Raw genomic sequence first — 24,646 nt, forward strand, 5'->3', positions numbered from 1 at the left:
TTTTATACTGTTCCTCAAAAATGAGGGTAAGTTGCAGATCAATCTGTTTTACTGTTAAATGCTGCGAATCTAAAATTATAAGTTCCATCATAACCTTTATAGTATTGTAAAGCTATTCGAGAAGTAGCTTGTGCCAATCCCAAGTGTCATTCATTATTGAAGATTGTAATTTCGTTATAATTTTTAAAATTATCGCTAACAGGAGCATCTGACATATCTCAGTGTTGTGTTTGTAATTTTGAGTTGTAAAAATGTTGTGAACCTCATACACCATTAATAGATGAATTAGTACGATTAAATTCAGTTAATGTTCCTTGATTTGTTCCTCCAAAATAGTAACTATCATTGCTGTTTTCATCAAAATCATAATAATTAAGTTTTAAATTACTTGTTTTTACTAATTCATTTTGGTTTTTGTTAATAATATTTGCTATACTACTAGCTCCAGCACTTGCGCTGGCTGCTGTTAACATTTAATATTAATAGTTTTTTCATTTTTTTATTCCTCCTTAAATAAATTATATAAATAATCTCTTTTATTTTTTATTATAGATAAATAATTTTTAGAATAACATTTAAGTTTAAAATTTACAATGAAGAATTTGGGTTGTTAAAAAAGTTAAAATATTATAGGAGTTGGAGCCATATCAAAGATACAAATGGGAAATTGCAATATCCAAAAAAGGTACCAATGATGATTTTATGGAAGAGCTTGCTCATTGTTCTACAAGTTTTTATTTAGGATATATATGATATCAAGAAAATAGTAATTATTATTTACAAATTATTAATCATCAACGTGTACATGTGGATAATTCACTTTCACATGTCTATGGAACATTAAATATGACAAAAGGGATTATATTAAGTTAAAAAGCAAATTGTTATAATATTTGTGGAGATGACCAAATGACATATTAAAGATAAATAAAAGGCTAGAGGTTTTTCATGGTTATTTAAAATTGCTCAAAAAATTAATTTTAAAAATATTATTTAAATAAATACTTAAAAATATGCCTCAGCAACCGTATAATTTATTGAAAGATAGGATGAAATAATTGGAACCTTTTCTTTTAATTAATTTACTTTTTTAAAAAAATAGGTATAATTTGTAATGAAAGAAATTATTGCTAAAAATAATTGTTCAGAGAAATAGTGGTTGGTGAAAACTATTAACTTTTAAACAGTGTTGACAACTTCATTATAAAAATTTAATAGATTTTGACAATTAAGCGCATTAACTAAAAGATAATGAAATAGGATGGCACCGCGATTTTTCGTTCCTAGGCAATCTTTTAGTTTTTTATTTAGAGAGGAAAGAAAATTATGAATATTCAAAAACCACGGGGAACCGAAGACATATATTATGAAAAAGCTAGTGAATTAAGCGCATTAGAATTAATTTTACGAGATATTGTGATGCAGTATAATTATCATGAAATTAGAACACCAGTATTTGAAGCAAAAGACTTATTTGTTCGTGCTGTTGGAACGGAAACTGATATTGTTACTAAAGAAATGTTTGAATTATTAGATAAAAAAGAACGTCAATTTGTATTACGTCCAGAAGCAACAGCCCCTGTGATTCGTAGTATTCTTGAAGATAAATTGTATGGAAAATATGAACTACCATTAAAATTATTTTATCTTGGCAGTATGTTTCGTTATGAACGACCACAACATGGGCGATTACGACAATTTAATCAGTTTGGGGTTGAAGTTGTTGGTGTTAAAAATTATTTATTAGATGTTGAAGTAATTTTACTTGGTTATAATCTTTTAAAAGCACTTGGTTTACCAAATATTATGTTAAAGTTAAATTATTTAACAGTTGGTTCAGAACGAACAAAATACATTGAAATTTTAAAAACATTTTTAAAAACCCAAGATTTATGTTCTGATTGTATTATTCGAGTGGAAAAAAATCCGTTGCGAGTATTAGATTGTAAAATTGATAGCAAAAAGTTTAATCAAGCACCAAAAATTTATGATTATTTATCAGAAAGTGATCAAACTGAATTTAATAATTTACAAAATATTTTAACAAAATTAGCTATCCCATTTGTATTAGATCATAAATTAGTGCGCGGGTTAGATTATTATACTTCTCTTGTTTTTGAAATAGTAGTTGATAAACAAGATCATGAATTAACTTTGTTAGGTGGGGGAAGATATGATCAATTAGTAAATAGTTTTGAACCTAGTTTAGATTATCCAGCGGTTGGTTTTGCATTAGGATTGGAACGTTTATTATTAACTTTAGCGGAAAATCAAATTAGTTTAGCTGATGAACCTTATTTAGATGCTTATTTAATTTGTTTATCTGATCATGCCCGTTATTTTGCAACATCATTATTGTTATTATTGCGGGGAAGTGGTTTTCGTGTTGATTGTGATTATTTATCACGAAGTGTTAAAGCACAATTTAAATCATTGGAACGTTTAAAAGCAAAGAATGCCATTATTATTGGTGATGAAGAATTGAAAAAAAATGTTGTTAAAATTAAAAACCAAACAACTGGCAAAGAACAAGAAGTTAAATTTGAGAAAATTATCACATTTTTAAGTAAGGAGAATAAATAATGAAAAGAACACACACATGTGGGGAATTAACATTAAAGAATGTTCAAACAAAAGTTGTTTTAGAAGGATGAGTTGCTAAAAATCGCCGAATGGGGGGTATTATTTTTTTAGATTTACGTGATCGTGAGGGTATTACACAAATTGTGGTTCAACCTGAACATTCACAATATGAGATGATAAACAGTGTTCGTAATGAATTTGTTATTCGTGTTGAGGGAACTGTTATTGAACGAAAAAATAAGAATTTAGAGTTAAAAACAGGTGAAATTGAAATTAGTGTAATAACAGTAACAATTTTATCAAAAGCACAAACAACACCTTTAATTATTAATGATGTAACTGATGCATTAGAAGATGTACGAATGAAATATCGTTACTTAGATTTACGTCGACCAGTAATGCAACAAAAAATTATGTTACGAAATCATTTAATAAATACAATTCGACAGTTTTTGCAAGAGCAAAAATTTATTGATATTGAAACACCAATTTTAAACAAATCAACACCAGAAGGAGCGCGTGATTTTTTAGTACCATCACGCCAAAGCTTACACAATTTTTATGCATTACCACAATCACCGCAGTTATTTAAACAATTATTAATGTTAGCTGGGTTTGATAAGTATTTTCAAATTGCAAAGTGTTTTCGTGATGAAGATTTACGTAGTGATCGACAACCAGAATTTACACAATTAGATTTAGAAATGAGTTTTGTTGAACGTGAAGATATTTTCACGCTAGTTGAAGCATTATTTAAGGTTATTATGACTGAAGTAATGAAAGTTACAATTAAAACACCATTTATTCAAATGAATTATGATGATGCGATTGAAAAGTATGGAACAGATAAGCCAGATACTCGTTATGATTTACAATTATTTGATGCAACAACTATTTTTGATCAAACAACTTTTAGCATTTTTGCTAGTGCCTTACAAAATAATCTTAGTTTAAAAGGAATTTTTATTCCGCATTTAGTAACAAAAAAACAAGTTGAGGAATTAACCCGAATTGCTCAACAAAATAAAGCAAAAGGATTAGCATGAGTTAAACAAGAAAATAATGTGTGGGAAGGGTCAATTGCAAAATTTATTAGTGATGCAGAAAAAACAGCATTATTAAAAATTAGTGATAAACAACTGGGTACATTTTTCTTTGTTAGTGATGAAAAAACGGTTACTTGCCAAGCATTAGGAGCAGTTCGTGTTGAATTAGCAAAGATGTTTGCTTTAATTCCTCCTAATGAGTATCATTTCTTGTGAATTATTAATTGACCATTATATGAATGATCAGATGAAACAAACCGCTATGAAGCAGCACATCATCCTTTTACTGCACCAACAACAGAATACTTAGCTAATTTTGATCAAAATTTAGCTACTGCACGAGCTAATGCCTATGATTTGGTGTTAAACGGGTATGAAATTGGAGGGGGAAGTATTCGAATTCACCAAAGTGATATTCAACAAAAAATGTTTGAATCATTACAATTGACTGCTAAAGAAATTGAAAGTAAATTTGGTTGATTTTTAAATGCTTTTAATTATGGGGTGCCACCTCATGGTGGAATTGCATTTGGCCTTGATCGGTTGGCAATGATTTTAACAAATAGTAATTCAATTCGTGATGTAATTGCTTTTCCTAAAAATGCCTCAGGAAGTGATCCTATGACAGAAGCACCAAGCCCAGTTGATATAAAACAATTAGATGAATTAGGAATTAAGTTAAAATTGTAAAAAAAGGAGTGAAAATGGCAAATTATGAGGGAATGTTGTTAGTAACAAATAACGCGATATATCAGTATGCTACAAATAAAGTAACTAAAATTGGTGATTTAACAAATAATAGTTATCGTAACAAAATTAGTTTTAAGGGAGAACTTTACTTTTTTGAATATTTTGATCAAAATATTATTTTTTATAAAATTAATGGTTTAACAAAAATAAAAATTAAACAAATTTTATTCCCACAAAATTTAATAATAAAATGTGTCAATTTTGTACAATCAACAATGGGAGACCTTTTGGTATATTATTTATATCAAAAAAGAGAGCAGACAGGACTTTATATTGAATATCAGAATTTATTAACAAGTCACCAAACTCTTATTTTTGATGATGAAATTCAATTTAATGAAATTTTTGCTAGTTGCTCCTTATTTGGAAGTGACTATTTTGTTGTTACTTTTCCAGAAGACAAAACTAAAAAGTTAATTCGTTTTCATAATTACCAGTGAGATATAATTGCTTCTTTTCGAGATACTGAAACTAAAAATGTTCTAATGATGGTTATTAATAACTATTTATATATTGGACTTGATATGGTTTTATATCGTGTGACAAATTCTTTAAAACCAACATTAGTTGTTGAAACTATGTTTGAAGATAATCCTATTATTAGTTTAATTGCGACTCCGTCATGAGATAATAATTATTATCTTTATTTGTTATTAAATGATGGTAGTTTATATCGAAATAATATTTTAAATAATGATTTGGTATTAATCACAAAAGTTGTGTCTAATGAAAATGCTATTTTAACTGTTAAATTCATGAATTTTTGCGATAATATTATTATTACTGGGCAGCAAATACAAGATAATTTGAAAAACTATATTTTCTTTTTTATTACTAAAGACAAAAATATTGTGTTTCAAAAATTAACAGATAACTTGAATATTATTGATATATGAGTATAGTCTTTTAACCTTTTTTGTGTTTTTAAGGTGAAATATAATTATAATATTTAATTAATGCCTTAAAATATGTTAAAATATTATAGGAATTATAGGTTAATTAATTGGTAGAAGACAAAAGGAGGAATTTTAGATGCCTTGATGAGCAGGACTTATTATAGGAATTGGTTGTTTAGTTATTGGTGGGGTATTAGGATTTTTAATTACAAAAAAAATTGTTCAAAAGCAATTACGTGATAATCCCCCAATTACTGAAAAACAAATTCGAGCAATGTATATGCAAATGGGAAGAAAACCTTCAGAAGCAGACATTAAAAAAGTTATGAATTCAATGAAACGAGCTAAATAATCTTAGTGAAGAACTTTATTATTTTTTGCAAAAATAATTTTAAACATCGCTTGATAAAATATATCTTTTTAATAAAAGATAATAAAATTTTATTAAGTGATGTTTTTTGTTTTGTAAAACTTATTATGTTAATTTTTTTAATTTTTATAACATTATAAGTTAGTGTTGGTTGATCAACTGTTGAAAGAGTTGCATCAATTAAATTGAGTTCAGCATTTACAATTTATTTTAATTAAGTAAAAAGTATTATTAAGGTTATTTTAAATAACCTTTTTTAAATTTAATTATCAAAAATTATGAATTATATTATTTGCTTTAGGGTGATTGCTACCACACGTCTAATTTTTACATCAAAACAAAAAAATACTGTAATACATTATATACATTTTAGACTAGTTAGTATTTTAAAAATTTTAACATAGCTTCTGCCAGTGTTAAAAGATTTATGTTTTTATGTTGCTGAATGTTGTTATAATAATTAAGAAAGATCTTAATTAATTTTCTGATATCATTGATATCCGAAGGATATCGGGGTAGATATTCAAAAAATTTATTTTAGTTACGGGGAGAACGAATTGGAGTTGTCTGATGAGCAACTCCTTTTTCATTTAACGCTTTTGTAAATTCGCTTTTATGATATTTATATTCGGGTTTGTAACTGTAAACATATTCAGGACCATTATCTGTTTTAATTTCTTATAAATTTTAGGATAATGATTTCTTGTTTTCATGGGTTTTGCAGATTTTTTGTATAAAAGATTAAAATCAAAATTATTGGCTATAAAATTTTTTATCTTTTTAGCTTAATTATAAAAGGTCTGTTTTGATTGATAAAACATTTTAATTAATAAATTTTGTGAGTTTTCTCTCATAATTAAATTTTTGTTCTTCTTTGTAATGAATATAATTCTTCTTCTTTAAGTATGTTATTACTCATTTTTACCTCCTAATATATTGTACTAACTTTAAGTGGTCTAAAATGTATATGATTTTTTTATAGTGGAATGAGATATGGGGTCTTTTTTTTGAACTAAAATTGTAGTATAATATATAGGTAAAAAAGTATGGGGGTTTTAACAATGGGGGATACAAAAAAAGTCATTGATTATTGAGATGATTATGATCCTAATGAATTTGATCCAGCAAAACGACCAACATCAATTGTTAAATCAAATGCTGATGAAATTCGCTTGGAACGAAACATTGTAAATAATGTTGAAACCTCTGATGATTATAAAACATATTCATATTATAATAATAAGTTTGATGTTACTCAAAAACAAGATGATGATTTGTTTAATAATAGTGATAGTTACGATGAATTAGCACCAGCTGATCAAATTGAAAGCTTGTCAGGACAGCCTCGAAAACCAGTTGAAGTTGATCAATCAGCAGAATTAAATGATTTAGATGAATTAAATTTAAATAATGAGCATCGCTTAATGCCACTTGATGAAAATGATGCTATTGAACCAGTTTTAGATGTTAACCAAATTTATGATCGTTGACAAAAATCAAAAAGTAATTTAATTACCCGAAAATTAGATGTTCTTCGTAATCGTGTTCAAGAACCTCGTGTTGAGGGTCGCCGAAAATATAGTTTTTTTGTTCCAGAAACATTAGAAGAATTGTTGAATAAGCCAGCAAAAATTGTCTTGGATGCAACACCACGTGCTGGTGGTGATGAAATTTATTTGGAAAAAAAATATTTTAATAATTCTGATTTATTATTAAGAGTTCAAGGAGAAGTTATTGCTAAACCAACTTTTAATAATTCAATAACAAATGAAATTAACCAAGAGTTGCCTTTAATAGAAGCAGAAATAACTACCATTTCTGATGAAAGTTTATCAGATCAGAATCCTGCTATGAGTGATATTTTAAAAAATGCAAAACAAAAGATTGCCATAAGTAAAGAAGAAGCTTTTTTTATTAATGAAGATGAAATTTTGGACCCTGATCATTTAAGTTATGAACAACGATTACGATTATTAAAATTAGCGGCAGATCCAAATAATGAGGAACGAAAAAAATTATTACAAATGAAATTAAATAATGGTAGTTTAACATCATTGTCCCAAATTGTAAAAGAGCGATTGCAAAAAATTAATGAAGGTGAAATCGAATTAACCGAGGAAACAAGTCAAAATAAAACTGATGAGTAAAATAACTTTTAGTTTTCTTAAAACATCAGTTTTTATTTTGCAAAAAAAAGTAATTTTTATTAAATAGAGTCTATCAATGTTATTATTTTCAAGTTATAATAGGATAAATAACTAAGAGCAAAGGATGATTTAGATGATATTAGGAAATAGTGAAATTGCCTTTATTTTAATTGGTTTTTTTGTTGCAATCAATATTATTGTGTTAATTTTTTTAATTGTTTCTTACCGGAATATTTTAGTGCCAATTCCAAATTTAAACAATACCCCTAGTCAAACAATGACATCTTTAGAAGTAATTGATCGTTATTTAACCAAAAAACAAATTAGTGGCCTAAAAGTAGTGCGAAAACCACATCAAGTATTAATTACTAATTCTTATAAAAAGAAAACATTTTATATTAATGATTTACAATTATTTAATCAGTCTTATTTTTTATCAGGAATGGGTTTAGACTATGTTTTAGGACGAACTTTTTTTGCTACTCAGCTACACCTAAGAAATCGACATGTACGAACAATGAATTTACTGTTGTATTTAGCTCCACCATTATTATTATTTTTATTTCTAATATTATCAATTCTTATTATTGTTTTTTATGTTTTTATTAAAACAAATCCAAACTTATTAGATCTTAATTTTTTTTATTTTATTGAACATTATGGTGTTTTAAATTTAATTTTAATTTTTGTTATTGCGGCTTATTTAATTTTATTAAGTTTTAATGGCCACTTTAAACAAAACTTAGAAAATTTATATGAAACAGAAATGCGTCCATTTGTTAAAAAAGAATTTCCTGAATTATATGATGATTGAATAATTGCTCGCAGTTATGCTCGGGGAATTCAATTTACCTATTTATTTGGATATAATTTTATTTTTAAACGGATTTATAAATATACTGGACCATTTGGTTTATAAGAATAGAGTAGGGGAGTTTTGTTATGAAAGTTATTTTTCATATTGATATGAATAGTTTTTTTGCTAGTTGTCATCAAGCATTAGACCCACAATGAGAAGCAACACCATTAGTGGTATCTTCGCCATCACGAAGAGCAATTGTAACAACAGCAAATTATGCTGCACGAAAATTAGGAATTAATAGTCCAATGCCATTATATAAGGCAAAAGAGATTTATCCTCAGTTAAAAATTGTTAATCCTGATTTTGAGTTATATGTTGAATTTGCCCAAAAATTATTTGATTTTATTAGTTCCCATTATACTAATCAAATTGAGGTTGCTTCAATTGATGAGTGTTATATTGATGTAACAAATATTTATTTAAAATATGGTACAGCAATGCAATTAGCAATTGATATGCAGCAAAATGTTTTTCAACAGTTGGGATTGCCAAATAGTATTGGTATTTCGTATAATAAATCTTTAGCAAAAATTGCTAGTGATTTAAAAAAACCAATGGGAATTACATTAATTCGCCCAGAAGACATTCCGCATCTTGTTGATCCGTTACCGGTTAATAAATTATTTGGGATTGGTAAACAAACTACAGAACGGTTAAATGCTCTTGGCATTATGACAATTAAAGATTTAGCAGAGTTTTCTGATTTACCCTTATTAGAAACAATATTAGGTAAACCAGCAATTAGTTTTGTAGAACGAGCAAAGGGTGGGGGAAGTGACAAATTATTATTTGAACATAATAAGTTAAAACAAATTGGTAATGAAACAACATTAGAATATGATTTAGGTGATTTTGAAGAAATTAAAAATAAAATTTATTTGTTATCAAAACATGTCAGTCAACGAGCACAAAAACGAACAATGGTTGGTAATGTCGTATATGTTACTTTAAAAAATACTAATCGAAAACGTTTTACAAAACAACAAACAATACCAAAATATACTAATCTATTAGATGATATTTATTCAACTGCTATTAGTTTATTTGATCAATTTTGAATGGGTCAACCAATTCGATTAATTGGAGTTGGATTACGAGGGATTATTAGTAAATATGATATTAAAGAACAAATCTCTTTTGATTCCCTATCTAATTTTCAGTCTGAAAGTTCAACAGTTAAGTTAATTAAGGAAATTAACAAAAAATATCGAAAAGATATCTTATTAACTGGTCAAAAATTAGTGGAATTAAAATATGTTTTACAAGCGCAAACAAAATATATTCAGGCCGATCAACGAATTTTAGATGAAACAAAGCTAAGGAGCAAGGATAATGAGTAAGAAATTAATGATAATCCCACCAACTAGTAAGCAAAACACAAAAATTAGTGGTTTTTATTTAATTAAGAATTATATCACAAATCCAAATATTGTAATTGGTGATTATACTTATTATCATTGTGATCAAGAGCAAGAAGCAATTGAATTTCAAAATAATAATATTTTATATCATTTTCCTTATTTAAATGATCAAATAATTATTGGAAAGTTTTGTTCAATTGCAAAAAATGTTAAATTCTTAATGAATGGTGCAAATCATAATTATGAGAATTTTTTAAGTTATCCGATCGCATTTTTAACCAATGATCAGAATTTAATAACAATGCTTCGAGAAACTACTCCGCAAAAAGGAAATATAGTTATTGGGCATGATGTTTGAATTGGTTACAATGCCATTATTTTACCAGGTGTTAAAATTGGCACTGGTGCTGTAATTGGTGCTGGTAGTGTTGTAACAAAGGATATTCCACCCTATGCTATTGTTGGTGGTAATCCTGCAAAAGTAATTAAATATCGTTTTAGTGTTACAAAAATTGCAAGTATGCTAGATTTAAAATGATGAAACTGAGAAGTAGAACAAATTTTAACAGAAATGTTTAAAATACAAAAAGAAAAGGGGACTACAGGAATATAATCTGTTAAGAACCCCTTTTCTTTTTATTATCTTTTTCTTTTGCCATTGCTTTAATAACTGCTTTTTCAATTAAGTTTTCAATTTCATCAGCTGTTAAGACAACAGTTTTATTATTTGCTTTATTTGAAGAATTAGTAGCTTTAGGTTTTGTTTGTTTAGTAGAAGCAGTAGTATTGTTATTAGAACCATTTTTAACTGTTTTTGTCCTACTATTGGTTGTGGTTTTATCATCAAGATTAATTGTTTTTGCTGTTATTTTTTCTTCTGCTGGACTCTTAATTCGTTCAATGCCTCGATTAACACGATAAGCATGATCAATTATTTCCTGTAATTGAGATCCTTGTTGATTAGAAGTAGGGGAAGTTGAGTTGGAATTTGTTGCAATTTGAGACCCATTAACTGAGGCTCGTAAACGTGCCATTTTAGCTTTAATGTCATTTTCATCAACATCAACACTTCTCCCCTCTTCATCTTCAACGCCTAATTTATTTTTAATAGTACTATTATTTTTTTTTGCATTTTCTAAAATATATTGAATTGTTCCTTTTTCTGCAGCTTGTGCTTTTTCTGGTTCAGTAGTAGCCGCTGGATTTAGCATTCGTGCCATTTTAGCTTTAATTTTTGTTTCATTTGCACTTGAAATCGCTTTATTACTGTTTTCTGGACATTCATGAATTTTCAAGTGAATTGGACAAAATGTTGGTACTCCCATGATAAAATTCCCCTATTCTTTTCATATATTTATCATTATTATAACTTAAAACAGAGTTATTTAAAATAGAAAAACAATTTTGTTAATATTGCTTGTTAAAGATGTATAATAACTTAAAAATAGGAGAATTTTTCAAAATGAAAAACAACAAAATTGATTGAACTAAATCTGATCAAGAAGTGGTAACATTTATTAATACAGCATTAACAGCATATACTTTATTAGACAATGAAAAGTGATATATTGGTAAGGCTCGGGTACTATTTCCAGATGAAACATTTGTGATGGTAATGAAAATCTTTTTTCCGGGTGAAGTTATTAATATTGATGAAGAAGGCATTTATGTGCAAGCAGGAACAGGAATGATTAAAATTTTAGCATTACAACCACCAGGCCAGGAAATGGTGTCAGCTAGTACTTTTTATTTGTCAGAACAAAGATTAGGCTTAGGAAGTTGATTTGATCGAGATGCTTTTGAAAAGACAATGAAGTAATTTATTAAAACATGTAAATAAATATTTAAAATTAGGAAAAACCAGTTTGGAAAAATATTTTATTTTATTAAAAAATAAAAAAATATTGTATTATTTTTAAATTGATAGTATACTATAAATAAGGAAAAATATTTTTCCTAAATCTCTAAAGTAAACAGAATAATTATATTTTTAAGGGTTTATTATTACACTACTATCTCTCCCCTTTAGGTTATCTCTTATCTTTTCTTTTTATATAAGTTACCATAAAATAATTTAAGATAAACCCTTATTTTCGCCAACATAATTATTCTTGTTTTCCAAGCAGAAAAAAAGAGATTACTTGTTTTCCCAACAGGTAATCTCTTTTAGTTTGCAACATTAATTTGTTCAAGAAATTGGAATGTTTTTTTACCAATAATGACCTTTTTTTCCGTTTCACCATCAAGATTATAAAGGACTTTGTTAAAAAAACCATTAATATCAATGCCAATAATTTGTGTTAAAACAATTTCTTCGTCTAAAAAATAGATTGTTTGATCATTAGTTTTAATTCATAAACTATTGTTAACTAAAGTTTGAATAATTAAGTAGCCAAGAATTAAAACATAATTACAAATTGCAATAATGACAAATAAATAAACTAGCACATTAGGAATATTTGTTAAGGTCATTAGTAAAATATAATCAACAATAATAAAAACATTAATTGGTGTTAAGATAAAATAGATTGTTACAAAAATAAAAATTAACATTTGTTTTCACTTGTATTCCTTCGTGAACTGGTTATTTTCTTTTTGCTTTTGATAATGTAAAAAAAATAAGATATGAAAGGTATATAAAGCAAGCATTAGAATTAAAGTAAAAATTAAAATAATATGCATCGTCATTTGCTATATCCCCTTCTGTTGTTGTCATACTTTAAAAATTGTCATTGATATTTTAACATCATTTGTAATAAAACGATAGATTTTTTCATTTGTACTAATAAAAAAACCACTTTGATATAAGCCATTAAGATTAAAAATACTAGGTAAAGCAAAATTAACATCCCTTAATCAAATTACTAAATTTTGTTGCTTTGTTGTAATAACTAAGCGATAATTGGTAACATAAATTTCACCACTAATTGTTTCAATTCCGGTTGCAGTAGTAAGATTTAAATAACCAACAAGATTCTCAATGTGATATTGTAAATTAATTGGTTGTTTTAAATAATATATATTTTGATTAATTTCCTTTTTCTTTATAATTTCATAGCCATTAATTTTTGCCTGATAATAGCATTTTTCATTTTTAGGTAACTCATAGGTAATAGTAATTTCAGCTAATGAACTATTTAAAAATAAGAGATTTTCATTAATGGCAGTTTGTAGTTCGTTTCTTTTTTGTTTAAATTGTTTGATTTTGTGTTGTTGAAATAAAGCTAAAATTAGAACAATGATAATTGTTGTTCCCAAAATGCTTCCAAATAAAATAATTCCAATTCATAAACTACTCATTATTTTTTCACACCTTATAAATTAAATATGGGGTTTCAAAACCTTTTACAATAATCATGAAACGTTTTTGTTCAATGTATAAATAAAACCCTTGTAATAAAGTATTATTGATCCGAAAGATGCTTAATTCAAGATTATCAATCTTTTTTAAATCTCATATTGTTGTAATCTCATTGTTAATAACTAAAATTCGTTGGTTTGTAATAAAAAGATGGCCTGTTTGGAATGGAACTTGTTCAATCAGTTTAATTTTTTTACCATCACCATAGCCAACACTGATACCATTATCAAAAGAAATTTGATATTTTGATTGGGGTTTGTAAGAATCTTTAGTTGATTGGCGATGAAGATAAATAGTAACGGGTGTGTTACTGAATACTTTTTCACCAGGTTGTAATTTGAATTTAACAGCAATTTGTTGTAATGTTTGAGTTGAAAGCTTATTATTAATGTATTCTTGATTGTCAATTTCCAACTGCTTATAAATTTCATAAAATAAATGTTGTTTTTTGCGATAAAACCATGCAAAAAAGCTAATAAAAACAATCAATAAAACAATAAAAATACTAATTATAATTCATCCTAATGTTGTCATTGTTATCCACTTTCTATTTTAAAATATTAATGCCGTTATTAAAATTATTAATAAAAGTTTGCAACATTAATTCTTCAGCTGAATTTCGTGGTTGTTCAAACCGATTATAGTAATAAATATTAATTAAATCTTTTGTTTTCTGATTTAATTTATCATAGTATTTTTTATCAATTAAAAAATGTGTTCCTTGATTAATAACAAGACTAGAAATAAAATTTTGTCATTGTTTTTCATTTTTATTTTTTTCTTCTCACTCAGCAAAGTAAGTACTAAAAATTCGATTATTTTTGTGATAAATAAAATGAACTTCTCCATTTTTGTTATTATTAACTAACTGACTATATAAAACTTTATTTGGTAAAAATGGATTATTTGGTGAGTTAATAGCTTGAAATGTAATTGGTGTTAATTGAGCTAATAAAATATCATTTCAAGCTATAGAATGAATTTCTTTTGGCAACATAATTTTCTTAATAATATAATTACGGTTTATATTATCAAGATCATTAATTAACCGATATAATTCTAATTCATAAATCAAGTGTAGTTTTATAATTCGACGTAGTTTAATTGTTAAAATTACTTGTTCAGCAACACTTAAATCATGATAAAAATCTACATAAGTTTGGTAAACTTCTTGATGATCAATTAAGTTATCATTGATATTTATTAAAAGGGCAATTAATTGTGGTGAAAGTTCTTTTTCCGCCGTTACATATTCATCAAGATGGTTTTGACAAAAAACATTAAATGAATAGGGTGACTGCTCTTCGTTTACTGTATCTAAAAACGGTGTTTTAATATTTTTAAAAAAATGTTTTGAATTATAACGATTTAAATAATAACAATTTTTACTTGTATTAATTGGATACAGAGTATGTTTTGATACTTTATTATTACAATCTTGTAAAATACATGTTTGGTTTGAACATTCTTCTAAAACACGTTGATAATGAGTTGTTTCTTGGTGTATATATTGTTCTTTTAAGGTTGGATCCCCTACTGCTTGTAAAATTGAAATATATTCTTCATGTTTTTTTATTGAATTTAATACTTTTGGTTTACAACAAGTTTCATACTTTTGTTTACTTAAACAAATACAGGCTTCATTATCAGCAAAAGTAAAAATTGGTTGGTAATATTTATGTAAATAATCTAATTGATCATCATCTAAATAATAACTTTTTAATAATGCGTCAAACATTGCTTGTTCTGATCCTTTTAAATTATGTTCTAATTGTTTTTCTAATCCATCTTGCATTTATGAATTCCCCTCTTAATTAATGTTCTTTAAAATAATTATAAACTTATCTGTTTAATTTTACTATAAAAAAAGCGCTTTAACTAAAGTAAAGCGCTTCAAAGGCAACATATAGATTTTTCTGTAATGTCAATTATATTTTATTATTTCAATAATTTTATAAACAAATTACTTTTATTAATAAAAGTAACATTTTGGACCGTTAAATGATTATACAATTATATAAAGTGTATTTAATTGAAATTACAGCATAGTTTTGTAGTCTTTTACAAGGGAAACATATAATTAAAAACGTAATTAATTATTAAGATTGGACCATATTAATAACTAATTAGTCTTTATGTAACTTGCTTAACTACATAAGTATTATATTTTATTTGCAAAATTTTTGCAAGTATTTTTTAATTTAACAAATTATTTTATGTAAAAAGTAATAATAAAAAAAATAATCTTACATAAAAAATGACAATTTTTAGTTTTTTATGAATTATTTTGGAATATTAATAATATTAATTTTTCAACTTTGTCCATTTTCAACAAAAAGATCAATTAAAGGTTGGGCAATAGATAATCCACTAATATTTGCTAAGTTGAGAGCTTCATTAATTGTTTTTTCTTCACCAGTTACTACTTTTGTTAATCATTGTGGATCAATGATTAGTTGCCGACCAATCGCAACCAATGATAATCCGTTTTCTAACCCTTTTAAAGCATCTTTTGGACCAACACCAATTAAAGGGATTTTACCTTGATATCGTTGTAAAAATACTGGTAATTGTTGGGTTGGATTAGTTTTATCTCGCATACTTTTCGTTTTGTTAAATTACCACCTCATTGATCATTCCGTTGGTTTGATTCGTGATGAAAAAACTGTTGAATAAGATAAGTGTTAGCAGCATGAATTTCAGCCCCATCAAAACCAGCTTTAATTGCGTGTAAAGTTGCCGCACCAAAATCTTCAATTATTGTATTGATTTCTTCATTGGTCATTGTTCGTGGTTCAATTGATTCTGGGCGTAATGATTTAACAACACTGGCAGATAATGGTTGTTTATCAAGTAAAGTGGCCGCTGGACATTGTCGCCCCCATGATGAATTTGCATAATAACTAAACTATTTTGTTGATGAATAATATTAGCTAATTTTGCTAAATTTGGAATATATTTATCATTATCAATTGCTGGTTGACTAATAAAAACCTTACCATTACGATTAAAATAGCTACATCCAATAATTACTATTCCTAAATTTTTAGTACGAGTTTGATAATAATTTAATTCATCAAGGGTATATTTACCATTTTCAAAACCAGAGAAAATGATCATAGGACTTATAACATTGCGGTTGTTGATGATATGGTAATCCCGTTTAGAAAAGTAAATGGTTCAAATAAGGGTTTAAATTTCGGATTCATAGTTGTTTCCTTCCTAATTAATAATTATTTTGCTTATATATAGTATCATATAACTTAGTAAAGTTATTACAAGTAGGTTTCAATATTTTTCTCTTTTTATTTAGTTTATTTTTTTACTTTCATAATAGTAAAATGTGTTAAGATATTTCCTAAGGAGGAAATTTATGAAAATTTTATTAGTTGGTGCTCAGGGAAAACTGGGACAAAAACTTATTAATGAACTTAATAATCATAATAACGTTATCATTACAGAACTAACGGGAAATGCTAAGGATTTTAATAACCTTAAAACCCAGGCGGTTGGGCAAGATGTTCTCGTTTCAACTGTTGGAGCACATAGTGTTGAAGAATTAGTTTTGATTGCAAAAAATATGATTACAATTGCAAGTGAAAATCAACAACGAATTGTTTGAAGTGGTGGTGCAGGTTCATTATGAACAAATGAACATACTAGATTAATTGATATTCCAATAGATGATTTTCCTGTTGAATTAGCAGCTTGAAAGCCAGCAGTTTATGGCCATTATGAAGTTTTAAAATTATTACAAAGTAGTAGTATAGCATGATCATATTTATCACCAGCTTTGGATTTTGAAGATATTCCGCCACGAGGCTTATATCAAGCCAAAAGTAGTGATAGTGCTTTATATAATTCTAGTGGTGATAGTTTTGCAAGTTATCTTAGTGGGGCAAAAGCTTTAACAAATGAGATTATAAACCCACAATATTTACAGCAGCGTTTTACAATTGTTGAAGATTATTAAAAATAAAAAAACAAACTATTGAAAATAGTTTGTTTTTTTACTTGTTTAAATTAACATTTATATTTCAAATTAAGATTCTTCTTTTATTAAATTACAAATTTAGTGGTGAATATTGTGAATTAGTAAATAATAAGTTCCCTCAGCAGAATCTGATTCTAAACGAACATAGATAAAATTATCTATTATTTGTGTATTGTCAGAATAATTGCCACTAGGTCCCATAATAGGTTTAAAAGTTGTAACTTTGTCAATAATAGTTTTTGCTTTAGTTACGCCTATTGCTTTAATTTGTGGAAGATCTTGTTTAAATACTGAGTTAACATAATCTAAAGCAATTTTATTATAATCTCACTTGTTAAATGAATCTACAATTTGTTGTGGATATCAATAAAATCCTAAATTTTTTAAAAAGATATTTGAATTAAATTCACTATCATAACCCTCAATTTTATTGTAATGAGTTTCATATTCAACTTTAATATAATTATAAAATTTTCCTAAAATTTGATGAGCATTAAAATATTGTTTAGAATGATATGTATCAAAACTAACATTTGAGTAATGCGTTCCATCAATTATAGCCGAAACAGTTACCGCTCAACTATAGTTTCCATATCCATCAACTTTTTCAATTTCTACCTTTTGGCTTAAAATTTCAATTTCTTTTCCAAAGAAAAAGCCTTCAATAAGGTTAATATAAGTATCTTTATCTTGTCCTATAGCAAAATTATTACCATAAAAAGCTGTTCTATAAAATTTTGATTTAAATTCTTTTAATTTTATAGATTTAACATTGTTTTCAATACGAAATTGTTGAACTTTATGAACAAATTGTTTTAAAGCTTCAGTTTCATCTCAAATACTTGTATAAAGCTGTTCTGTCTCATCACCATATTTTGTTGAATCAATTTCAGCTCTAAAAAAGTGGGTATTTTCGTTCTGATCTTGTTCCTCTTCTTCTTCATTATAAAATAGTTCTTCATTGTTCTGATAAGGATTAATATTTTTAATATTAACTATACTTGCGGAACTAGCAGCAATTATAGCTGGGCCTAAAATAGCTAGTAATTTCTTCATTACTTATGCCCTCCTATCAGCAGTTTTGTGTCTGCTATCTTATTTATATAATATTTTATAGAAAAATGCAATTTTTTCCTTGGAATATTGGAAAAGAAAATTTAATCATTAATCTTAAAACTATTAATAATTTGGTGGTAAATTTCATCAAAAACACTTGGATTCATTTTAAGATACTCTTTTACTCGTTCACGTCCTTGTCCTAATTTATTATTTTGATAAGCATATCATACTCCTGTTTTTTCTAAAATATCATATTTTACTGCTAAGTCAATTAATTCATAATATTTATCAATGCCTTCATTATAATTAATATCAACAATTGCTGTTTTAAAAGGTGGAGAAACTTTATTTTTGACAACTTTAATTTTAACTTTATTGGCAGTGGCAATCCCAGCGGTGGTTAATGTTTCTGTTCGACGAACGTCTAATCGAACTGAAGCATAAAATCGTAAGGCACGACCACCAGCTGTTGTTTCAGGATTTCCAAATATAACACCAACTTTTTCTCTGATTTGATTAATAAAAATTACAATTGAATTTGTTTTATTAATAACACCATTTAATTTTCGTAGTGCTTTACTCATTAGCCGTGCTTGAGCCCCAATTGTAATATCACTCATTTCACCATCTAACTCTACTTTTGGCACTAATGCCGCAACTGAATCAATTACAACTAAATCAATTGCATTTGATTTAACGAGTGTTTCTAAAATATCCAATGCTTGTTCACCAGAATCAGGTTGGGCAATAATTAATTCATCAATGTTAACACCTAATTTTTTGGCATAATTTGGATCCAAAGCATGTTCAGCATCAATAAAAGCCCCTCTTCCCCCCTTTTTTTGTGCTTCAGCAATGGCGTGTAATGATAATGTTGTTTTTCCAGAAGATTCTGGACCAAAAATTTCAATAATACGGCCTTTTGGATATCCTCCAACCCCAATGGCTTCATCAAGTAATAAACTACCGGTTGAAATCGCTTCAATGGTTAAGTTACTCTTATCTCCTAATTTCATAATAGCCCCTTTACCATATGCTTTTTCAATCTCTTTCATAACATTTTTTAAGATTTCATCTTGGTCAATGGTTTTGGTATTATCAGAATTTGCTTTATTATCGTCTTCCATTTGTAACACTCCTTTCTAATTAGTTTTATCTATTTTAATTGATTATTCCTTTTCTGATTTTAAAATAATTTGTAAAAGATGGCCAATTATTGTTTCAACTGCTATTAGTTTTATTTTCTCTCGTGGTCAAGTTGAATTTAAAGATAATTCATATGTAGTTGGTTGCTGGTGATAGACAATAGTGGCAAATACTGTTCCAATTGGTAAATGATCTAGTTGACCTGGTCCGGCATTGCCAGTAAAACTTACAGCAAGATCACTATTAAATTGGTTTTGACAAGCAATGGCCATTGCTTCGGCTGTTTGTTTAGACACAACACCATATTGATTAATAATAGTTGCTGGAACATGACCAACGTTAACTTTAATATCGTTAGTATATGTAACAATACTACCTAAAAAAACCTGACTAGCATTAGGGACATTTGTTAAAAGATGGCTAAAAAGACCCCCAGTTACTGATTCATATGCTGCAATAGTTCATTGTTTTTGTTGTAATAATTGCATTAATTTTTGTGTCATTTTATTTGTCACCTCAAAAACTTTCTTTAATATTATACATTTATATAATATAATATGTAAGTAATATTAAATTGTCAGAAAAAAATAATTTTAGAAAAGAGGACTTAAAATGAATTGAGCTAATCGTATTACGTTAATTCGAATTTTTTTAATACCAATTATTATTGTTTTAATGGTAATTGTTCCCTTTACAGGAACATCGCTATATAATGGTTGAGATCAATGATTAATGATTAAAGGATCTAATGTAACTTATTCGTTACCAATTAGTTATTTAATTGCTGGAGTATTATTTATTATTGCTAGTTTAACTGATTTATTAGATGGTTATATTGCCCGTCGTTATAATCAAGTTACTACCTTTGGTAAGTTTTTTGACTCAATTGCAGACAAATTATTAACAAATACTGTTTTAATTGTTTTTGCTTGTGCTAATATTATTCCTGTGTGAATGACAGTAGTTTTAATTGCTCGTGATTTTGTAATTGATGTTGTTCGTCAAATTTTGGCAGCACAAAAAGTGATAATGGCAGCTAATCAATTGGGACGTGTTCGAGCAGCGGTTGAAATGTTTGGAATGACAATTTTATTCTTTATTGGTTTTCGTATGTTTGGTGGACAAAGTTTAAAAACTGGCCAATGAGATGAATTTGGATGAATTAATCAAGTTATTATGATTCCAATGTATTTAGCAACAATTTTATCATTAGTAGCTGCTGGAAATTATATTTACTTAAATCGTAAAGCATTATTTGATATGACCGTGATTAAAAAACCAAAATTAGAGAGTGAACAAAAACAAAATGGCTAAAAAAATAGTAAATAATTTAGAATGAGCAGTTGTAACGGGGGCTAGTAAAGGTTTGGGCTATTGTTATTGTGAAGAATTATTAAAACTTGGTTATAATGTAATTGCGGTTGCTCGTGATACAACATCACTTAATATTTTGCATGAAAAATATCCAAACCAAGCAATTAAAATGATCAATTATGACTTAAGTAATTTAGATAATCCTTATCAGCTGTTTGTTGATGTAAAAACAGAAAATGTTACCCTTTTAATTAATAATGCTGGTTATGGGGTGTGAGGATATTTTAATGAATCAAGTTTAGAGCAAGAAATGAATATGGTTGATTTAAACATTAAGGCTCTACATATTCTTACAAAACTATTTGTGCAACGTTTTATTGAGCAAAATAAAGGGCGAGTTTTAAATATTGGTAGTTTAGCAGCGTTTACCCCTGCTCCTGTTTTTGCCAGTTATTATGCTTCAAAAGCTTATGTTTGAAGTTTGGGTGTTGCAATTAATACAGAATTGAAAAAAACAAAATCACCAGTTCGTGTAATTACTTTATGTCCTGGTCCCTTGAAAACAGATTTTTGGAATCGCAGTAGTAATCAAAAAGATGCAAAATATCATTCAACAGTGAAAGTAATGAAAACAACAACATATGCTCGAAAAAGTTTGATGCGGGGATTAAAAACAAAACGTAAAAATTATATCATAACAGGAAGTGTCAATAAGATGGTAAAAACTTTAACTAAATGAGCACCACAAAGTTGTGTTTTAACATCAGTTTATAATTATCAAAAAAAACGGAAATAAAAGTTATGACAATGGTTGTATTGATTTTTTTGAATTTAAAAAAATGTTTATCAAAGATAAACATTTTTATTTAATAAATATTAAGTTCAAAATTACTTTCCAGAAATTTCTGATAATTTTGTTGCAACAGATTCAACATTTAATCCAATAATAATTTGAATTCCTTTTGTTTTTGAAACTAAGGACAAGCCTGCAACACCAGCATTTTTAATTGCTTGTTGGTCAATTTTAGTGTTGTCTTCAACTGTTAGACGTAATCTTGTCATACAGTTATCAACTTTAATTAAATTATCATGTCCAATTGCATCATAAATAACTTGTGCTAATTTTAATGGTCCTTCGGGATCTTTTTGAATATCAATTCGTTGATTCGAACTGTTAGTTTGCAAAGGAACATTAATATTTCCAGCTGAGGTTGCAACGGTAGCATTTGCTGTTTGTTGTTCTTGCAATGATTTTTTCTTAGCATGTTTTTCAACACTTTTTCCTAATGATTTTGCAATCATTGCTGCTTCATCTTCTCGTCCAGGGGTTGATAAATTCATTTTTTTAATAACGTATTTAAAACTAAAGAAGTATGCAGCTCCTTGAATAAGTCCGATTGGAAGAATCATTAACGGATTTCCTAATACTTTATAAACTCCTGATTGTAAGTTGGCGGAAATTGTTGCCATATCTCATGATGTTTTCATTGAAACAACTCAGTCAATAAATCCGGCTGAGAATCCAAATCCAACACGAATTCCAAATCCAACTGTTATTGCGGCAAAAACACCTGTTAGAACAGCATGTAGCCCTAATAAAATTGGTGCTAAGAAAACAAATGAGAATTCAATTGGTTCAGTAATTCCTGTTAAGAATGATACTCCAGCGGCAGATCCTAGAATTCCAGCATATTCAGCGCGGCGTGTTTTATCTTTAATTGATAAAATCATTGCAGCACATGCAGCTGGTAACCCAAACATCATCATTGGGAAGAATCCCGCTTGGAACATTCCACTTCCACCGGCAAAACCAAATTTAGCATCAGCATATAATTTACCTAAAAAGGCGCTAATATCTCCGTTAAATGTTGTAATAATTCCAGTTGAATTTCAACCATTAATTGTTAAAACACCGTCTTTATTAATTGTATAATCAGCTCATTGTAAAGCACCATTAACAATTTGTCATAAATTAGTTCCTTGATAGTTCATTAAATGACCAATAATCGGTTGTTGGAACCATAAATAAGTATTTAATACTTGGTGTAAACCAAATGGCAACAATAACCGGTTAAAAATACCATAAAAGAATGCTCCCAATGGCGGTATGGCACCTAATCCATAACCTAGATATTGTAATCCTAATTGGAATCAAGGTCAAATTGCTGCTAAAGCAAATGTTCCAAGTAAAAAGTAAGCGGCAGTCATCATTGGGACAAAACGACGTCCTGAAAAGAATCCTAATGCTGCTGGTAATTTTATATTTGAATACTTATTGTAAATTAAAGCAACAAGACATCCAGCTAAAATACCTCCAAATACTCCTGTACTAATGTTGTATTTGGCACCATAACCCTTTGTTGCATCTCCTGAACTAAAATCAAAGACATATAAAATTTGTGAATGTGGTTTTTCTCAAAATTGATTATCTTGGAAATTACCAATTGGTGTATGACCTAATAAAACATTATTGTAATATCATTGTGGAACAATTAGCATTAAATTGTTAATCACAAGATATCCAAAGAACGCAACCAAAGCAGCTTCTCCACGAAAGTCTTTGGACATTCCAAACCCTAACCCAATTGCAAATAATGCGGCTAAATTCTCAATTGCTGCTTTTCCAACTGCTTGGAAGATAGAACCAATATATCAAATAGCCGATAATGTTCCTGTTTGTGATAACTCAGGGTTGATTGATGCGTCATTCATAACCCCCCCCAACCTTAATAACAAGGCAGCAACAGGTAATACAACAATTGGAAATTGTAGAGCTTTTCCTAATTTTTGCAAATATTGCATTACTATTCCCTTCTTTCTATTAAATAGTAATTTTTTGTAAATAGTAATTTTTTGTTTTTTAAATAGTTAAAAATTACACATTTAATTTAACAATAGTGATAATACCAACAACCAAGGAAATTGCAAATAATGAAGTTAGAATTAAAAAAATATTTCGTCTAATTTCAAATAAAACCCCATGTTCACGATTTACCCCTAACCGTTGTGAATGGCGTTGATTATTCTTCTTTTGTCAGTAAAAAAAATGAATTGCTAAAAAAACAACAATAAAAAGAATACTAACTCCAATTACTCCTCCTCAAATTAAGGTTTGAGTGTGTTTATCTAATTGCTCTAGGTCGTTAGTATTACTTAATAAAATGTAATGTTGTAAAAATAATTTAATATTCATTTTATTGTGTCCTTTTTAACTATCTGTTTTTATCTTATCATAAAAAGTTTTTTTTTTTTTTTTTTTAATTATTTTTGAAATAAATTTCTAAATTTTTGACATTAAAACACCTTCTTTTTTTTATAAAGAAGGCTATGGTTTTGATATTATTGGTTATTAATTATTTATTTTTGAAATTGTTGATCTGGATACCTTTTTGTTTTGGTATTATTTTTTCCAATAAAAACAAAATTATGTTTTGATTTAATACATTCTGGATTAGTACAATGCAATTTATACTCACAAGGTTTTGAGCGACAGAAAAACACCGGTTGTTCACACATTTGGCATGTTAAAATTGACTTTTGTGATTCTTGCATTGCCGCACATTTTGAACATTCTTTAGCATGTTGTTCACAGCCAATAAAGACACTGTCTGGCATTGCTAATCTTTTTTTTGTTTCAGTTGTATTGTTATTTTCGAAAGCCATGATTTTTTGTGTTCTCCTTTCATAAAATACTTGTAATAAACACCTCTCTTATAATAAAATATTTGTTAATGGATAATTTTCTCATATACAAATG

At 27.5% G+C, this 24,646-nt stretch carries 27 protein-coding genes; 12 read left to right on the forward strand and 15 right to left on the reverse strand.

Annotated features, from left to right (window positions below; translation table 4 throughout):
• Window positions 1-2 precede the first annotated feature (2 nt).
• Complete coding sequence (locus tag E7Y35_RS01455) at window positions 3-473, reverse strand: hypothetical protein (protein WP_283272581.1); 471 nt, start codon at window positions 471-473, stop codon at window positions 3-5.
• A gap of 853 nt (window positions 474-1,326) precedes the next feature.
• On the opposite strand from E7Y35_RS01455, the gene hisS reads away from it, so the two are divergent.
• The 8 genes from hisS to E7Y35_RS01495 all read left to right on the forward strand — a co-directional run bounded on the left by hisS (window position 1,327) and on the right by E7Y35_RS01495 (window position 10,628).
• Window positions 1,327-2,583 carry a histidine--tRNA ligase gene (gene hisS / locus E7Y35_RS01460; RefSeq protein ID WP_283272582.1) on the forward strand — a complete coding sequence of 419 codons (1,257 nt, stop codon included), beginning with the start codon at window positions 1,327-1,329 and terminating at the stop codon, window positions 2,581-2,583.
• Entirely contained in the window at window positions 2,583-4,319 is a 1,737-nt protein-coding gene (gene aspS / locus E7Y35_RS01465) for an aspartate--tRNA ligase (protein ID WP_283272583.1), read from the forward strand. Before hisS ends, aspS begins: the two co-directional genes overlap by 1 nt.
• 14 nt (window positions 4,320-4,333) lie before the next feature.
• The gene (locus E7Y35_RS01470; RefSeq protein WP_283272584.1) at window positions 4,334-5,281 is read left to right on the forward strand and encodes a hypothetical protein; all 948 of its coding nucleotides are present in this window, start codon (window positions 4,334-4,336) and stop codon (window positions 5,279-5,281) included.
• A 130-nt stretch (window positions 5,282-5,411) separates the two neighbouring features.
• Window positions 5,412-5,627: a YneF family protein gene (locus E7Y35_RS01475; protein ID WP_004028146.1), complete on the forward strand. Its 216-nt coding sequence runs from the start codon at window positions 5,412-5,414 to the stop codon at window positions 5,625-5,627.
• A 1,079-nt stretch (window positions 5,628-6,706) separates the two neighbouring features.
• On the forward strand, window positions 6,707-7,792 hold the full coding sequence (locus tag E7Y35_RS01480; RefSeq protein WP_283272585.1) for a hypothetical protein: 1,086 nt from the start codon (window positions 6,707-6,709) through the stop codon (window positions 7,790-7,792).
• A gap of 133 nt (window positions 7,793-7,925) precedes the next feature.
• On the forward strand, window positions 7,926-8,711 hold the full coding sequence (locus E7Y35_RS01485) for a hypothetical protein (RefSeq protein WP_283272586.1): 786 nt from the start codon (window positions 7,926-7,928) through the stop codon (window positions 8,709-8,711).
• A gap of 23 nt (window positions 8,712-8,734) precedes the next feature.
• Window positions 8,735-9,994, forward strand: coding sequence for a DNA polymerase IV (gene dinB, locus E7Y35_RS01490; protein WP_283272587.1), 1,260 nt, complete (start codon window positions 8,735-8,737; stop codon window positions 9,992-9,994).
• Window positions 9,987-10,628: a CatB-related O-acetyltransferase gene (locus E7Y35_RS01495; RefSeq protein WP_283272588.1), complete on the forward strand. Its 642-nt coding sequence runs from the start codon at window positions 9,987-9,989 to the stop codon at window positions 10,626-10,628. The genes dinB and E7Y35_RS01495 overlap by 8 nt, the downstream gene beginning before the upstream one ends.
• Before the next feature lie 4 nt (window positions 10,629-10,632).
• Here E7Y35_RS01495 and E7Y35_RS01500 read toward each other — a convergent pair whose 3' ends face one another.
• Window positions 10,633-11,340: a hypothetical protein gene (locus tag E7Y35_RS01500; protein ID WP_283272589.1), complete on the reverse strand. Its 708-nt coding sequence runs from the start codon at window positions 11,338-11,340 to the stop codon at window positions 10,633-10,635.
• A gap of 137 nt (window positions 11,341-11,477) precedes the next feature.
• Between E7Y35_RS01500 and E7Y35_RS01505 the strand changes: the two genes are divergently transcribed.
• Entirely contained in the window at window positions 11,478-11,834 is a 357-nt protein-coding gene (locus tag E7Y35_RS01505) for a DNA-3-methyladenine glycosylase (protein WP_283272591.1), read from the forward strand.
• Between the two features lie 347 nt (window positions 11,835-12,181).
• On the opposite strand, the gene E7Y35_RS01510 is transcribed toward E7Y35_RS01505, so the two are convergent.
• From E7Y35_RS01510 to E7Y35_RS01535, 7 genes are all read right to left on the reverse strand, one after another.
• On the reverse strand, window positions 12,182-12,703 hold the full coding sequence (locus E7Y35_RS01510; RefSeq protein WP_283272592.1) for a hypothetical protein: 522 nt from the start codon (window positions 12,701-12,703) through the stop codon (window positions 12,182-12,184).
• A 3-nt stretch (window positions 12,704-12,706) separates the two neighbouring features.
• The gene (locus E7Y35_RS01515; protein WP_283272593.1) at window positions 12,707-13,315 is read right to left on the reverse strand and encodes a hypothetical protein; all 609 of its coding nucleotides are present in this window, start codon (window positions 13,313-13,315) and stop codon (window positions 12,707-12,709) included.
• Complete coding sequence (locus E7Y35_RS01520; protein ID WP_283272594.1) at window positions 13,308-13,910, reverse strand: hypothetical protein; 603 nt, start codon at window positions 13,908-13,910, stop codon at window positions 13,308-13,310. The genes E7Y35_RS01515 and E7Y35_RS01520 overlap by 8 nt, the downstream gene beginning before the upstream one ends.
• A 13-nt stretch (window positions 13,911-13,923) precedes the next feature.
• A complete protein-coding gene (locus tag E7Y35_RS01525) occupies window positions 13,924-15,171 on the reverse strand; it encodes a hypothetical protein (RefSeq protein WP_283272595.1) in 1,248 nt (415 codons plus the stop codon).
• Window positions 15,172-15,658: 487 nt separating this feature from the next.
• The gene (locus E7Y35_RS01530) at window positions 15,659-15,976 is read right to left on the reverse strand and encodes a beta/alpha barrel domain-containing protein (RefSeq protein ID WP_283272596.1); all 318 of its coding nucleotides are present in this window, start codon (window positions 15,974-15,976) and stop codon (window positions 15,659-15,661) included.
• Window positions 15,904-16,233 carry an oxidoreductase gene (locus tag E7Y35_RS07115; protein ID WP_502957511.1) on the reverse strand — a complete coding sequence of 110 codons (330 nt, stop codon included), beginning with the start codon at window positions 16,231-16,233 and terminating at the stop codon, window positions 15,904-15,906. The genes E7Y35_RS01530 and E7Y35_RS07115 overlap by 73 nt, the downstream gene beginning before the upstream one ends.
• Complete coding sequence (locus E7Y35_RS01535) at window positions 16,134-16,562, reverse strand: oxidoreductase (RefSeq protein WP_502957512.1); 429 nt, start codon at window positions 16,560-16,562, stop codon at window positions 16,134-16,136. Before E7Y35_RS01535 ends, E7Y35_RS07115 begins: the two co-directional genes overlap by 100 nt.
• A 187-nt stretch (window positions 16,563-16,749) precedes the next feature.
• On the opposite strand from E7Y35_RS01535, the gene E7Y35_RS01540 reads away from it, so the two are divergent.
• A complete protein-coding gene (locus E7Y35_RS01540) occupies window positions 16,750-17,349 on the forward strand; it encodes an NAD(P)-dependent oxidoreductase (protein ID WP_283272598.1) in 600 nt (199 codons plus the stop codon).
• Between the two features lie 99 nt (window positions 17,350-17,448).
• Here the strand turns inward: E7Y35_RS01540 and E7Y35_RS01545 are convergent, their stop codons facing one another.
• From E7Y35_RS01545 to E7Y35_RS01555, 3 genes are all read right to left on the reverse strand, one after another.
• Window positions 17,449-18,426, reverse strand: a complete 978-nt coding sequence (locus tag E7Y35_RS01545) for a hypothetical protein (protein WP_283272599.1) — start codon at window positions 18,424-18,426, stop codon at window positions 17,449-17,451.
• Between the two features lie 101 nt (window positions 18,427-18,527).
• The gene (gene recA / locus E7Y35_RS01550) at window positions 18,528-19,556 is read right to left on the reverse strand and encodes a recombinase RecA (protein ID WP_283272600.1); all 1,029 of its coding nucleotides are present in this window, start codon (window positions 19,554-19,556) and stop codon (window positions 18,528-18,530) included.
• 42 nt (window positions 19,557-19,598) lie between these two features.
• Window positions 19,599-20,078: a CinA family protein gene (locus E7Y35_RS01555; protein ID WP_283272601.1), complete on the reverse strand. Its 480-nt coding sequence runs from the start codon at window positions 20,076-20,078 to the stop codon at window positions 19,599-19,601.
• A gap of 109 nt (window positions 20,079-20,187) precedes the next feature.
• Between E7Y35_RS01555 and pgsA the strand changes: the two genes are divergently transcribed.
• Window positions 20,188-20,889, forward strand: a complete 702-nt coding sequence (gene pgsA, locus E7Y35_RS01560; protein WP_283272602.1) for a CDP-diacylglycerol--glycerol-3-phosphate 3-phosphatidyltransferase — start codon at window positions 20,188-20,190, stop codon at window positions 20,887-20,889.
• Window positions 20,882-21,685: an SDR family NAD(P)-dependent oxidoreductase gene (locus E7Y35_RS01565; RefSeq protein ID WP_283272603.1), complete on the forward strand. Its 804-nt coding sequence runs from the start codon at window positions 20,882-20,884 to the stop codon at window positions 21,683-21,685. Before pgsA ends, E7Y35_RS01565 begins: the two co-directional genes overlap by 8 nt.
• A gap of 92 nt (window positions 21,686-21,777) precedes the next feature.
• On the opposite strand, the gene E7Y35_RS01570 is transcribed toward E7Y35_RS01565, so the two are convergent.
• From E7Y35_RS01570 to E7Y35_RS01580, 3 genes are all read right to left on the reverse strand, one after another.
• Window positions 21,778-23,691, reverse strand: a complete 1,914-nt coding sequence (locus E7Y35_RS01570) for a PTS transporter subunit EIIC (RefSeq protein WP_283272604.1) — start codon at window positions 23,689-23,691, stop codon at window positions 21,778-21,780.
• 73 nt (window positions 23,692-23,764) lie between these two features.
• A complete protein-coding gene (locus tag E7Y35_RS01575) occupies window positions 23,765-24,082 on the reverse strand; it encodes a hypothetical protein (RefSeq protein WP_283272605.1) in 318 nt (105 codons plus the stop codon).
• A gap of 164 nt (window positions 24,083-24,246) precedes the next feature.
• Window positions 24,247-24,552, reverse strand: a complete 306-nt coding sequence (locus E7Y35_RS01580) for a hypothetical protein (RefSeq protein ID WP_283272606.1) — start codon at window positions 24,550-24,552, stop codon at window positions 24,247-24,249.
• Window positions 24,553-24,646: the final 94 nt, after the last annotated feature.

It is taken from the genome of Spiroplasma sp. SV19 (assembly GCF_030060925.1).
Taxonomy (GTDB): Bacteria; Bacillota_I; Bacilli_A; order Mycoplasmatales; family Mycoplasmataceae; genus Spiroplasma.